Annotated in this window: 11 protein-coding genes; 2 read left to right on the forward strand and 9 right to left on the reverse strand. The window is 45.5% G+C overall.

The window, feature by feature from the left end; genetic code table 11:
* Window positions 1-71: 71 nt before the first annotated feature.
* From MKY66_RS22520 to MKY66_RS22530, 3 genes are all read right to left on the reverse strand, one after another.
* Window positions 72-2435: an S-layer homology domain-containing protein gene (locus MKY66_RS22520; RefSeq protein WP_076212219.1), complete on the reverse strand. Its 2364-nt coding sequence runs from the start codon at window positions 2433-2435 to the stop codon at window positions 72-74.
* A gap of 15 nt (window positions 2436-2450) precedes the next feature.
* Window positions 2451-3956, reverse strand: coding sequence for a dockerin type I domain-containing protein (locus MKY66_RS22525; RefSeq protein WP_076212221.1), 1506 nt, complete (start codon window positions 3954-3956; stop codon window positions 2451-2453).
* 177 nt (window positions 3957-4133) lie between these two features.
* The gene (locus tag MKY66_RS22530) at window positions 4134-4961 is read right to left on the reverse strand and encodes a sugar phosphate isomerase/epimerase (protein WP_076212223.1); all 828 of its coding nucleotides are present in this window, start codon (window positions 4959-4961) and stop codon (window positions 4134-4136) included.
* Window positions 4962-5203: 242 nt separating this feature from the next.
* Between MKY66_RS22530 and MKY66_RS22535 the strand changes: the two genes are divergently transcribed.
* Window positions 5204-5479, forward strand: coding sequence for a hypothetical protein (locus MKY66_RS22535; RefSeq protein WP_076212225.1), 276 nt, complete (start codon window positions 5204-5206; stop codon window positions 5477-5479).
* Window positions 5480-5650: 171 nt separating this feature from the next.
* On the opposite strand, the gene MKY66_RS22540 is transcribed toward MKY66_RS22535, so the two are convergent.
* From MKY66_RS22540 to MKY66_RS22565, 6 genes are all read right to left on the reverse strand, one after another.
* Window positions 5651-6094, reverse strand: coding sequence for a GNAT family N-acetyltransferase (locus MKY66_RS22540; RefSeq protein WP_076212227.1), 444 nt, complete (start codon window positions 6092-6094; stop codon window positions 5651-5653).
* A gap of 254 nt (window positions 6095-6348) precedes the next feature.
* A complete protein-coding gene (locus MKY66_RS22545; protein ID WP_076212229.1) occupies window positions 6349-7248 on the reverse strand; it encodes an ROK family protein in 900 nt (299 codons plus the stop codon).
* A 34-nt stretch (window positions 7249-7282) separates the two neighbouring features.
* On the reverse strand, window positions 7283-8749 hold the full coding sequence (locus MKY66_RS22550; protein ID WP_076212231.1) for a glycoside hydrolase family 32 protein: 1467 nt from the start codon (window positions 8747-8749) through the stop codon (window positions 7283-7285).
* 25 nt (window positions 8750-8774) lie between these two features.
* Window positions 8775-10382, reverse strand: coding sequence for an ABC transporter substrate-binding protein (locus MKY66_RS22555; protein ID WP_143760332.1), 1608 nt, complete (start codon window positions 10380-10382; stop codon window positions 8775-8777).
* A gap of 55 nt (window positions 10383-10437) precedes the next feature.
* Window positions 10438-11319 carry a carbohydrate ABC transporter permease gene (locus tag MKY66_RS22560; protein ID WP_036617174.1) on the reverse strand — a complete coding sequence of 294 codons (882 nt, stop codon included), beginning with the start codon at window positions 11317-11319 and terminating at the stop codon, window positions 10438-10440.
* 16 nt (window positions 11320-11335) lie between these two features.
* On the reverse strand, window positions 11336-12196 hold the full coding sequence (locus tag MKY66_RS22565) for an ABC transporter permease subunit (RefSeq protein ID WP_223200008.1): 861 nt from the start codon (window positions 12194-12196) through the stop codon (window positions 11336-11338).
* Between the two features lie 539 nt (window positions 12197-12735).
* On the opposite strand from MKY66_RS22565, the gene MKY66_RS22570 reads away from it, so the two are divergent.
* Entirely contained in the window at window positions 12736-13809 is a 1074-nt protein-coding gene (locus MKY66_RS22570) for a LacI family DNA-binding transcriptional regulator (protein ID WP_076212235.1), read from the forward strand.
* The last annotated feature ends 111 nt before the right edge of the window (window positions 13810-13920 follow it).

The following is a 13920-nucleotide window of genomic DNA, read 5'->3' on the forward strand; positions in this document are numbered from 1 at the left end:
TCCTGGATTTCATCTGATGCTGCTCGTCCCCAGCTGAAAGATAGGAACCAGCAGCACCAGCACTCTACATTTTAATTCTGGGATGCAGCCTGGATTGCGCCATAAGCCCAGTGACTTGCAGATACATCCTTCCATCTGGAAGTGCCGGACAGTTCAGGTTCAATATGAACCAGACGATTCAGCAAAGTAACCGCCTCCGCTCGTGTCACGGCTTCGTTTGGACGAAATGCTCCGTCTGGAGACACACTCATGACTCCCGTTGCCAATACACGCTGAACCGCCTCGAGGGCCCAGTGCAATGTAATGTCCGTAGCTTCCTTCGTCAGCTCTGTTGTCGTTACTGCCCCCGTGATATCCTTGCGATTCAGAAGCCGTTCAATGATGACCGCCATCTCAGCTCGTGTGATGGAACGTTCCGGCATGAAATCTCCGGCAGCATTGCCTCGCATATAACCTCCCGCAGTCGCCTTTGTAATCGCTTCGCGTGCCCATTCTGCAGCAGGCATATCCCGATATGATGTATCAAGCGTAGCTTCAACGCTGTCAGACGGAAGTATTCGAGATAATAAAGCAGCCATTTCAACACGCTGAACCTCCTGATTCGGTCTGAACGTGCCATCCGCATAACCTTGAATGTAGGCGGAGGAATGAGTGTCGTTCATGAGAATCATGGAAAATGTGCTGAACTTGGTAACTTCAAACTCAATTCCCGGTTGATCAGTTCCATTAAATTTAACGATTTTACCCTTAACGAGTTCCTTCGTTCCATCGCTATGTTCAATAAATACTTGCAGCTTGTCCAGTTCCCTCTGCGTCAGGTTTGTCTCTCGGATTGGCAGTACTACTGTCACCGGACGACTGCTCATATTAGTCTCAATGGTCATTGGACGACCTACCAAACGGAGGTCCGCAGTATTTGATGATGATTTGACGATTAATGGATCATTCTGGATACGCTGCTCCGCCACTTCACGGCCTGCGGTATCCTTGATCGGCACAAGATGGAAGAATATATCCGAGCCCAGTCCCTGTAAAGAATTCGCCGGCAGTTGCAGGGAAGCATTATCCGTTTCAATATACAGATTCATCTTTTCATCAGCCATCAGTGAAGTAGACTTGGCTGGCAGCTTCACGTTCAGTTCGGATACCTCGTCTTTCTCATCCGGAATCATGATCCGGGCAATATTCGAACCGGCCTTCTTCAGGCTTTCAATTGCACGAGAAGTCTGCTCAGCCGTCAGATTCACCTCGTCTTTTTTACGTCCATCTGCCCCTGTTGTTCGCTCTATAATCGTTGCCGATACAACGGCATTGATGTTCCGTTCATTGGTCACATTTACTGTAATCTTCTCGGAAGTGCTTGCAGGCGTGGATGGTGTTGAGGAACCACTGGATGAACTTCCTGAACCGGACGAACCCGGATTGGATGGTGTTGTTGGCGTAACTGGTGAACCCACGACTGAAATTTTGCCCGGTAAAATCTGCTTGTTCATCTCCATTGCATCAGCATCTGTCACCGTAAAGTGTTCAGGCAGGGTTGTGTCGACAACCTGAACCGGATACTCTCCTGTAATAGCAGCGGAAGCAATCGTGAATTCGATTTTGAACAGCGCCTGTGGGCTCTCGGATGCCGGAATTGGACTCTGTCCTCCGTCCTCATCACTCCAGCCCACGATGACTGATCCCGTCTCATTATTCGCGTTATACTGGATTCCCGGAACGTCACCTGTAACATTAATCACCTGAAGGGCTGCGGGATTATACTTCAAGCGTACCCCGAAAGACCCAATCGGTTGATCAAGTGACACGGTATCCACCGGGAGCGTGACCTTGTCACCAGCTTTTCCTTGCGCTGATCCGATCGAAACAAGTACATTACCAATCGGCTTATCCTCTGACAGCACAGTAACTTGTCCATTTTCCCCAGTTACCTGAGACAGATCAATTTCCTTAATCAATGCCCCTGAATGAAGGTTTACTGAACTTGCACTGGCAGTCGCACTACCCTTGATTTTGAAATGAAGGGAATACATCACTGTAGATTCATTAATGAAACTTTGCGTCGTCATTACAATCTGAATGAAACCTGGAACAGAAGTATTTTTAGTTATGCCAGCTCCAAGATATTTTTCATAAGCTTGCTGGTTCACGACCTCATCCCCATCCACCAGTTCAAGCACTGCCGGATCATAGGCAAAGGTCAGATCAGAGTGATAAAAAGAAAAGTTTGTATCTTTGGAATCATAGGTTACAGGTACTTCCACGATATCCCCCGGTTTGCCGGATACTTCTCCAATATGAATTACGGGATCTGTACTGGCCTGCGCCTGAGGCAGCCACGAGAAGATCATGGAAATCGTGAGTAGCAGAGCCAGAAGCGATTTCGTGAATCGTTTATATTTTGCTGAAAATAAATAAGAGTTCTCGCTCGACAAGGTATTCACCTCTTTCTAAGTTAGTGAGTTGATGCCCAAGTAAACGCCCATAATCAGTACTGAATCCTTCGCATCGACTACACCGTCATCATTCATATCCAGTGCTTCAATCTGTTCTGGTGTAAATGTGATCAAACCTTTGATATATTTATTGACCAATAACGCATCAGCTGGTGTAAGCACACCATCGCCAGTAGCATCACCTTTAATTCGCAGCATAATCGTTATATCCACGCTATCAGAAAAAACAGTTCCATTGTTGGCCTGCCAGCCAAACGTTGTCTTTATCCCTGTAAAAGCTGAAGCAGGAATGAAGGTCAATGTATTCAACTCTGCGACAGGAATCACCTGATCCTTCACAACGTCCGTACCATTCAACTGCAATTTACCACTGTCAGGCAGGGATACGATGCGAATATCCGTCATAGGTCGGTTCTCTGGGTCGGCATAATTACTGTCAAAATCAGTAGATGTAAAGGCTATTGGTAACCCTTTGATAACTGTTTTGGAAAATGTACCTGCTGTAGGCTTAGGGGTGTCATCTTTGCTGAGACCCAGAATACGAGCAGAAGTTCCGTCTGCACTGAAAACGACAATCCGGTCTCTCGCTGTATCAGCCATATACAATTCACCTTCTGGTTCAAAAGCAATCTGATTACTGAGATCAATGGGATATGCCTCGTTTCCACTTACCCACGTACTCAGAACAGGAGTGTTAGGATATACGAAGCCTTCATAGCCTGTTTGCATAATCTGATTCTCGCTCACAACATATAAACGTTTGTTTACTACATCCAGTGTCAGATCTGCAAGCTTGTCCGTTGAATTCTGTATACTAACCAAAGGGTAGATAAAGATTCCATTATTATAGGTGTACCAAAAATTTTGCCCCCCCTCGTTATTACCGGGGATTACACTAGAGTATTTCTCCAAATTCATCCTGCTTCCACTTCCTGAGTTGTCCAGGTAATTATAGGAAAATTTGGTTTTTATCTGTGTCTCATCATTCACCAAGCTGACCTCGTTATAGGTTACACCTATAGTTTCTCTGTTGTGCTGTTTAAATCTGATGACATTTCGGATATACCTTTGCTGAATCTCGCCTTGACCAAAGTTCATCCAATACTTATTGTTCAATTCGATAGGTGTCGCATTTACTGTACCATCCGGGTTAAAAATGTGGATCTGTAATGATGCACCCGATTCGGCTGCATAGATTAATCCATCGTTACTCATCGTTACCGCCGTTACATTATTGACCTCTATCGTCGATAGTACCTCACCTTCCGGCGTAGCCCGAATAACCCGATTGTTTCCGGTGTCTGCGATCAGCATCTCTGTTTCTCCATTAGCCGTCGTGTAGAATTCAATATCTGAAGGTCCGCTTAGTGAAATGGGCTCTGTTGCAGCCAGGGCCAACGAAGATGGAAAACCCACGCTTGTGAGTAATGTAATGACTAGAGCAAGCACACTCCATCGTGTTCTCTTGACTCTTGCACCCTTTTTAGTATGTAGACTCAACTGGTCTCCTCCTTAAGTTTCTGATGACGTTCTGTACCAATATAGCAAGCAGCTCTTAACAAACACTGAACATAAACATGTTTGGGATATTAAAAACAAGCATAAAAAAAACGACCAGACCAAACGGATGCCCGTTTACTCCGGTCGTTCTGTTCGATTGTGTTTCCTCCACATGATTTAGATCGATGCAAATACTTGATCAAAGCCTGCTTTCGACTTGGCGAACCGCGCCTCCAGATCCAGTTCTGATGCTGGTGCCAAGACTTCCTGAGCCACCACACCATTGTAGCCAATCGCCTGCAGGTTTCTCAGAAACCCACCCAGATCAATGACCCCTTCGCCCGGGTATAAACGCTCATAATCCAGCAATTCTTCAATGGGCAGATCATAGGCATCGTTGATATGCGCATGAACAATCTGCTCTTTCTTCAGCTTCAACAGATCTTCCATCGGTAGACCATTCGTATGCCAGTGATAGGAATCTACGAGCAGGCCAACGTTAGGCGCATGGATCGTCTCGATCCAGTCCAGCGTATCTTCCACACGCCAGATAAACGGATTCTTCCATTGCGTCCGCAAATGGTGGCATCCCACAAACTCCAGACCCAACTTAATCCCGTAAGCATCCAAGATATCTGCGCAGAGTCTCAAACGTTTCGTAGCCGCCGCCATAAATTGCGCTGCCGGTTGATCCGTTGAGGGTAAAATATACGTGCAACAGCTGTAACAGTCCAACGAAGCAGACGCTTCTGCCATAGCGACCAACGATTGCAATCCCTCACGGAATTGCTCATCTGTCGTCCGCCACTCTACCGTCAGACCCGATGAACCGATGATCACCTGATTGCTTTCCAACAGATGTTGCGCCTGTTCCTTGCCATACGTTTCAATCAATGAGAGCGGATTCAAATCAACAGATCCGAATCCGTGCTTGGCCGCATCTGTGATATATTGTTCATCAGACTCGATGTTGCCCAGTCCCGCATTCGTTAACCCTCTAATCATCCCAATCTCCTCCTGTGACTCGTCTGGAATTACAGATTGTCCAACCTTTTCCTGTCCCCCTTAACCAACACTTGGGTTTAAACAGGGTACCATTTTATAATAACAGTACTCTCTTAAAAAGAAACCCTAATGCCCCATTCATGAAATACTATAACAGATCAAGCCATTGCAACCTATGTCCCATGATCACGTATTAAAACCAACATCTAATTAAGGAAGGGAATGGGAACGATCAAAGAGTCATGGAGGATGACGAAGAGCACTATACACCTGCCATGCTCGTGACCGCTGCCTATCCGGAATATCATCATACGCCAGGTACGCCTGTTCTCCTGTTCATTGCGCTTGCCGGACTCATCTATGGATGGTGCAGCTTCTATTATCCAAGGTTTCAGAAGTTTCAATTCCTGCTCTCCCTCCGCTGGATATGGCTAAATGATCCCGAACCTAGCCAATTTTATTACGTCATGTGCAAAATTGGCGGTATAGCTTGCATGATCGCGTTTCAGGCATGTTAACTCACACGTATACCCGCATACGTTCTACCGTCTCACTGGCAAGTATAATAGAAAAGTTTAATAGACCCATTCCAGAATTAAATGAATGGATCTATGCCGTATCGTTACACCGGCTTCTGCGACGTCAGTTAACTGTCTCCCGCTGTTACCGAGTAATTATTGGTGATCATACTATTCCAGCACTTTGACCGACATAAATACATCGACCTCATATTCACTGTCCAATATGAATCCAAATCGTTCATACAATCGCCGAGCAGGGCTTCCTTGCAAAACATTTAAAATAACCCGTCTCCCCTGAACTTCATCCTGTTCCAGCAGCATGTTCAGTACCTGAGTTCCTATTCTCTGGCCTTGATAATCGGGATGTATATAGAAATGTTCCAATAGATATGCCTCAGACTTGGGCTTCAATGATACACAACCCACCATTGATCCTCCAAATTCAATAATATGGGTGTGGGCAGGGTCGAATGTATTCCGGAAACGTTCACGTACTTTCACATCATCGTACCTTCCCAGTCTGGTTAAATCATCGTATAATACCAACGCCCGCAAATCGGCCAGTTGCTCTTGGTCTGTCTGTACAGCTTGACGCATCGTTATTTGGTTCATTGGGTGGATTCCTTTCATTTTGAGACACGTTAAATTTAAATTTTGAATGTCTTATCGCACGATAGGGATAGAACACTAAAAATCATACCTTTGGCAGCTCACTTGAGCAACATTAGATTTTAGAGCGCACTATTTTTCAAACCTATTGAACTCCTCAAAAAAAATAAAAAGCCCAAAAAGGACAGTGCAGTCTTGCTTATACCAATAAGCGAACCCGCAACCGTCCCTTCTGGGATGTATATTATTTTAGAGAACTACGAAGCATGTGAAGCTTGTGCTGCTTGTTGCAATGCTTCCAGACCCAAAGCGAGTGCACCACACAGGCCTGCATGCTGGCCCAATCCGGGTTGGACAATATATTGATCGATATGTTGCGTAATTGAAGCTGCATTCACATAACCATTGAGATTCCGCACTACCCGCTCCCGGATCATAGGAAACAGATGATCTTGCTGCATCACACCACCGCCCAAGATGATCTTCTGCGGCGAATGCAGCAGAATGGCAGTTGTAATCGACTCCGCAATGTAAAAGGATTCAATCTCCCACGCCAGATGGTCTGCCGGCAGTTCACTGCCAGGGCTCTGCCACCGTGCTTCTATGGCTGGTCCTGCAGCCATCCCCTCCAGGCAATCACCATGATACGGGCATAATCCGGCAAAGTGATCATCCGGATGGCGTCTTGTGCGAATATGTCCACCCTCGGGATGTAACAATCCGTGTACTCGTTGGCCCCCTGCCACAAGTCCGACACCAACTCCTGTGCCAATCGTGTAATATACACAGTTGTCCAGTCCTTCCGCCGCTCCCCACGTCACTTCACCGAGCGCGGCAGCATTCACATCCGTATCCCATCCAAAAGGAACCGGAAATTCATGCTTCAAGGTTCCAACCACATTACAGTTTCCCCACCCAGGCTTAGGTGTGGTCGTAATATAACCATAGGTGGGACTATCCGGTTGCAGATCAATCGGACCAAAGGAGCCAATCCCCAGGGCTTCCACATCTTTATCCCTGAAATAGTCGATCACCTTGGCAAGAGTGGTCTCCGGATGTTCTGTTGGAAAGCTGATCCGATCTTCAATCTGTCCATGTTCATTACCTACACCACATACAAACTTTGTTCCGCCCGCTTCTATGGCTCCAATGCGCATCATTCTGGGCTCCTTTCCTTCATTACAATTAACCTTAAGCCTTGGTCGGTGATATCTCATAGATATGAAGTGAAGAGAAGACCAGATCTTTATTTTCTGCATGAGCAGAGATGCCCTTGGAATCTACATCCGGATAGATCAGATCCGTAATAACCGCCTGACCATCATTTGCAAATACCTCCACAGATGAATGATCTACAAAGATACGCAAACTTTGATTTCCGTTCACTTCTTTTAACTCAGCTGTATGACGGCTCAGGAAAAGTTCATGAAAATGGCCGATGCCCGATCGACTACGATCAACATACACTTCACTTCGGATCGAGTCTACACCAACGACCGTCTCATGATCTGTGCCGCTTCTTAGCGCAAAATGGAACGACTGATCCTGAGCCCACTCTGCATGGATCTCATAGTTCACGAGTTGCAAAGCGTTCAACTGCTCACTCACTTGCTGAATCGAAGCATCCTGTAGGGACAATACTGGCGTACGGGCTTGCTCAAGTTCCCGTGCAGGACGTTGAATCAATATAACTTCTCCCGCTCTTGTCTCCAGTGTCAACTCCCGGGCAATGGTCATTGCTCCACGGTAATCATTGGTTGGCGTCTGGTTGGCATACATCCAGTTGCTCATCCAGCCGATAATGAGGCGTCTTCCATCTTCCTCAGGAACGTCAGACCAACTAACTCCTGCGTAGTTATCCCGACCATAATCAATCCAGCGAATCGTCTGGGATGCCTCGTCTGGGACAAATGTAGTTCCATCAAATTCTCCGGTAAAATATTGTGTTCTGGAGCCTTCAATAAAAGCAGGATCTGCACCGATGCTAACGAGCATCACCCATTTCTCCTGCCCTGAATCTCCATCCACTGCAAGCGGGAACAGGTCGGGGCATTCCCACACGCCATCGTGTGAACCAATCCCGGCGCCAAATTCACTTCCTAACGTCCAATCCTTCAGATTGGGAGAACGATACAGACATACCGTTTGACCACAAGCGATAATCATAACCCACTCCTTGGTCTGCTCATGCCAGAACACTTTGGGATCACGAAAATCAACAAAGGACTCATGCTTTAATACCGGATTACCCTCGTACTTAGTCCAGGTTCTGCCGTTGTCTTTGCTATACGCCAGACTCTGGGTTTGTATGGCATCACGGTTTTCAACTTCAAGATGATGGGTGAAAATAGCAACCAACCCTGGCTCACCCTCAAAGAATCCACTCGTATTATTCCAATCCACTACGGCACTTCCCGAGAATATAGTGCCATTCTCATCGGGGAGTAAGGCTATCGGAAGTTCCTCCCAGGAGATCAGGTCCCTGCTCACTGCATGGCCCCAATGCATGGGGCCCCATGTAGTTCCATGTGGGTGATGCTGATAGAACAAGTGATACTCCCCATTGAAAAACACCATGCCGTTTGGGTCGTTCATCCACTTCTCTTTTGGTGAAAAATGGTATTCATTTCTGTAATCTTGTTTAAGAATTGTCGACATTATGGTTTCTCCTCCGTACTTCTCTTTATTTGTTATTACGGTCATATCCCGCTTGTTTAATCTGTAGCCATTCTTGTAATCCAAGGCGATCCAACTCTTTCAAGTAAGCATCCCATTCCTGATCTATTTTCCCGTTCTGATACCATTCTGTACGCAGACGTAACACGTAGGCGAAGAGATCGGTCTCAATCGTGGACAATCGATCCAGTTCATCAATGGAGAAGAACACACTTGGATATACGTTCTCCGCTTTCATATGCGGAACCATAACCTTGTCCAGAAGTTCCATGCGCCAAGCCGCATCTTCCGGTTTGGTTGTGTATTTGTCATAATAACTGTCGAGAATGGCCAATGGTCCTGCGATACTGGTTTTTTGTCTGAGTTCCACAGGTGCAGATCCTTCCAGTGGAAGATGTTTCAGCATCCCTTTGGCTTCATCGAATTCAAAAATATTTTGCTGACTCTCGTCTCCATAGGTACCCCAGTTGTTCTGCACAGATTGGAGCGGATCGTACAGTTGGTCTACCCACTTCGCTGTAGATTCCAGGTTTTTATTGCTGCTGGTAATGACCATGCGACCACGATCAAGTCCTATTCCGTTTGTTCTTGTGACATTAACCTCTCCGTTAGGCCCGGCAACCGGAGGCAGAACATCATACGTATCATTCATGCCTGTAATGTTAGCCTTATCCCATGTGAAGTACATGCCGTACTTGTTATCCTTACCTTTCGCCAGGTACGTGTTCCAATCCTGTTGGTACGATTCGACATCCACGAGGCCTTCCTTAACCAACTCATGAATATATTTAACCGCTTCCTTGTAGCCTTCATCAGCTGCCGTGAAGACTACTTTCCCATCATTGGTTACCACGGTATGATCCCAGTTCTCTCCGAGTCCAAATGCCGCAAAGAGAAATGTCAGATCTTCTCCGCCCGGTTTGTTAATGAAAGATAACGGAATTTCGTCGGCCTTACCATTGCCATTTGGATCTTGAGTTTTGAACGCGATCAATACTTCTTTCAGTTCTTCGGTTGTCGTTGGCATCTTCAGTCCAAGCTTGTTCAACCATTCCACATTAATCCAGGGCAAGTTATCCACTGACTGAATCCGTTGTTTGCCACTTCCGAGTTCTTCAATCCATGGGAATGAATAGATATGTCCGTCTGGAGCCGTGATCATGCTCTTGTATTCGGGAGCTTCCTCCAGCACCTTTTTCAGATTGGGCATGTGTTGTTCAATCATGTCCTCTAGTGGAATGATCGCCCCGTCCTTCGCCAGTTTCAGGAGATCATAATCCCCGTAACCTGCATCAAAAATGGCATCCGGCAAATCACCGCTGGCGACCGCCAGATTTCTTTTTTCTGCAAACACATCACTCGTATAGTTCTTCCAGTTGATATGCACATTGGTTTTCTCTTCGAGTCGCTTGTTAATCAGCTTGTCGTTTGGATCAGCGGGAGCCAGTGGAGAGCTCTGTGTTATAAAATTCAATGTCACCTTACCATCAGGTGATTGCGCCTCACTTGCCGCGCCGCCTCCACCCCCGCCACAGGCGGTTAGAAAGAGCATTGCAGATAACATGGAAATAGATGCCGTTGTAACGGCTTTTCTGGACTTGTTCACTTTTTTCATAATAATGACCTCCATGAGTTGGATTGGATCAACTTACTGTATCGCAGGCTGTTCACTATTTGAGGGAACCGACCATGACACCTTTTTCGAAATACTTCTGGAAGAACGGATACATAATGATGAGTGGCAGACTCGAAATGACAATCGCTGAGTATTTAATCATCTCGGAGAGCCGTTTCAGTTCCGCCATCGCGAGCTGATCACTGATCATGCCCGGTGCAGCCTGATTCTGAATCAGAATGGAACGCAGAACGAGCTGTAACGGATGCAGGTTCGGATTATCGAGATAGATCATTGCATCAAAATAGGAGTTCCATTGCCCAACGAACGCATAAAGTGCGAGTACAAAAATGATCGGTTTCGACAACGGGATGACGATCTGGAAGAAAATCTTCATCTCAGAAGCGCCATCCACATTTGCAGCTTCTTTCAGTTCTCGAGGGACTCCTTTGAAAAAGGTTCTGGAGAGAATGATGTTCCAGACGTTAACGGCTCCAGGGATGATGATCGCCCACACCGTATCCAACATGCCGAGATTACGTATGAGTAGATACGTAGGGATTAATCCCCCACCGAAGAACATGGTAATGATAAAGATAATCATGAAAAATCCACGTCCCGCGAGCCTATCATCCGACAATGCATAACCTGCAAATATGGATACGGTCACGGTGATCAGTGCAAAAGAAACCGAGTACAATACCGCATTTGCAAACCCCCGGATCATGGCTGGATTGGACAAAATCATCTGATATCCGTCCAGACTCCAGTCCGATACATTAAAGGACAGTCCACGATTCAGTAACACCGTGGGGTCCATGAATGAGGCGATAACAATATAAATCAGGGGAACAACCACAACCAGTACAGCACAGGTGAGAAAAATGGCATTGAGTGTGAGGATCAATCGATCCATTCCCGTGTGTTTAACAACCATGGATAATACTCCTTTCCTAATAGAGGCCTTCGCCTTCATTCAATTTCTTCACAATCAGATTCACCGTCACCAGCAAAATCACATTGATAACGGAGTTGAACAATCCAACTGCCGCAGAATAAGCGTAATCTCCAGACTGTAACCCCACCTTATAGACATACGTGGCAATAATCTCGGAGGAAGGCAGGTTCATGGACGTCTGCATCAGATAAGCCTTCTCAAATCCAATGGACATAATCCCGCCAGCTGCAAGAATAAAGACGATGGCCATAATCGGACGAATCGTTGGAAGGTCAATGTGGCGAATACGCTGAAGGAGATTGGCTCCATCCAGATTAGCCGCATTGTGCAGCTCCGGATCAACATTGGCCAAAGCCGCGACGTATATGATGGAAGCCCAGCCCGCTCCGGTCCAGATATCGGACAAAATGTAGATCCAGCGGAAATATTCCGGTTCAGACATGAACATGATTGGCTGACCTGTAATCCATGTGGCTAATTGATTAATCGGCCCTGTCGGTGAGAGGAAGATGAATAGCATACCCACAACAACGACAACCGAGATGAAATTGGGTGCGTATAGAAACAATTGAATATTTTTCTTGATGCCAGCTTTGCGTACCTGATTCAGCATGAGTGCCAGTAAAATGGGCACCGGGAAACTGAATATTAATCCCAAAAAGCTGAGTTTAAGCGTATTCATTAAAATGATATCGAAATTGGGTGAAGCTATAAATTTCTCAAAATGCTTCAGGCCCACCCAATCACTGCCCATGATGCCTTTGATCGGACTGAAATCCTTAAACGCAATGATGGCTCCGTACATCGGAATGTACTTGAAGATAAGAGTCAAAATTAAGGCTGGTGCAAGCAACATATATAAAAAGTAATTTTTTTTGAGCTGCTGCAACCTGTGACCGCTTGTCGTCCTCACTTTCAGTACCCTTCCTTCGCCCTTTTTGCTGTCGGCTATGTTATCCAACACGATACCCCCGTTCATTCTAGAAGTTGACAATTGTTTTCAGTAAGGGCTTTCAATATTACAATTGCCTATTTGATAATTTACAATTTATCAGGTTTCAACAGATTTAGTCAATACGTTTTGTAAAAAAATATTTGTGCATTTGATCATTTTATCTTTGCATCAATGTAACTAAAGAGGATTGAATTTGCATATATACAACACTAAATCGTTAATACCAGCCTAGATATTTCTATATCTTTACCGTAATAGATCATCATTGTTACACTAGTCAACGAAACTTCTGGAACAATTATGAAAATAGAATTCGCCTATCTAAATGTAAATACAATTGTACATTTGTAAAACAGAGATTGCTATTTGTCCCGTTCTATTATACATTTGACTTAGAGAAGAATATGGATGACTATTGATGATTAGAGGTGAAGCATTAGATGGCAAAGGAAAGAGTCACGATACAAGACATCGCTGATGCTTTGGGGATCTCCAGGAATACGGCTTCCAAAGCATTAAATGATAGCGGAAACATCCCGGATGAGACCCGAAATCGTGTAATTAAAAAAGCAATTGAACTTAAATATAAACAGTTTGCCTATATGGACAATGAGCAGGTTCTAAGCAAGGCTCCGGGCAATATCGCCCTGTTAACTGAAAACCTGCCTAATACATCTCACTTTGGTTCGTTGTTAATCAGCGGTCTGGAGAAAAGAATCAGTGCGGAGGGATACAATCTCTCGATTCATATCGTGCGTGAAGACGATCAAGATACACTTACACTTCCCAACAATTTTGATATAGCCAAAGTAGACGGCATTATTTGCATTGAATTATTTGATCTGGAATATACACAGCTGATTACCGACCTGGGCATTCCCACCATCTTTATCGATTGCGCTTCCAACATATGTTATCCCGAATTCCAAGCAGATTTGCTACTCATGGAGAATGAACATAGCATCTACCAGTTAACCACAAAATTAATTGAGAGCGGCTACAAAAGTATCGGATTCGTCGGAGATTACAATCACTGCAAGAGTTTTAATGAACGATGGGTTGGATATCACCGTGCTATGCTGGAGGCGGGGTTGCAGGTCGACCTCTCCCATTGCATCGTAGACAATGATCGCCTGTTTTCCAAGCCAGGATGGTTGAACCAGCGAGTGGCAGAACTGGCATCCCTACCTTCCGCCTACGTATGCGCTAATGACTTTATAGCAGTTGATCTGATCAGGGCGTTAAAAGATAGAAATGTCGCTGTGCCACAGGATATTGCGATATGCGGATTCGATAATGCACCCCAATCTCGAATTATTGAGCCAGCATTAACGACGGTTCATATTTATAGCAATGAGATGGGCATTAAGACTGCGGAGATGCTATTATCCCGGATTAATAGCCCGACACAGCCGTATCAGGTCTCACACATTGTGACCAAACCCATCATCAGGGAGTCCACACCAGCAATCATGGCCGATCATTCTCAGATGATTCATAGTTCTGCAAAATAAAAAAAAACGTATGTCTCACGAGTAACAGCTCGTGAAGCATACGTTTTTTGGTGGTTTCGATTTGGTTGGATGAAAACTCTATCCTATCCATTCCATCGCTCCCTAGATAAA

This window comes from Paenibacillus sp. FSL R5-0766, assembly GCF_037971845.1.
Lineage (GTDB): Bacteria > Bacillota > Bacilli > Paenibacillales > Paenibacillaceae > Paenibacillus.

What these genes read in the sequence shown, in the direction of transcription:
- MKY66_RS22550 (WP_076212231.1), bottom strand. Translation starts at nt 8,749, where the DNA reads ATGTCGACAATTCTTAAACAAGATTACAGAAATGAATACCATTTTTCA.
- MKY66_RS22545 (WP_076212229.1), bottom strand. Translation starts at nt 7,248, where the DNA reads ATGCGCATTGGAGCCATAGAAGCGGGCGGAACAAAGTTTGTATGTGGT.
- MKY66_RS22540 (WP_076212227.1), bottom strand. Translation starts at nt 6,094, where the DNA reads ATGAACCAAATAACGATGCGTCAAGCTGTACAGACAGACCAAGAGCAA.
- MKY66_RS22530 (WP_076212223.1), bottom strand. Translation starts at nt 4,961, where the DNA reads ATGATTAGAGGGTTAACGAATGCGGGACTGGGCAACATCGAGTCTGAT.
- MKY66_RS22560 (WP_036617174.1), bottom strand. Translation starts at nt 11,319, where the DNA reads ATGGTTGTTAAACACACGGGAATGGATCGATTGATCCTCACACTCAAT.
- MKY66_RS22565 (WP_223200008.1), bottom strand. Translation starts at nt 12,196, where the DNA reads ATGTTGCTTGCACCAGCCTTAATTTTGACTCTTATCTTCAAGTACATT.
- MKY66_RS22570 (WP_076212235.1), top strand. Translation starts at nt 12,736, where the DNA reads ATGGCAAAGGAAAGAGTCACGATACAAGACATCGCTGATGCTTTGGGG.
- MKY66_RS22555 (WP_143760332.1), bottom strand. Translation starts at nt 10,382, where the DNA reads ATGAAAAAAGTGAACAAGTCCAGAAAAGCCGTTACAACGGCATCTATT.
- MKY66_RS22535 (WP_076212225.1), top strand. Translation starts at nt 5,204, where the DNA reads ATGGAGGATGACGAAGAGCACTATACACCTGCCATGCTCGTGACCGCT.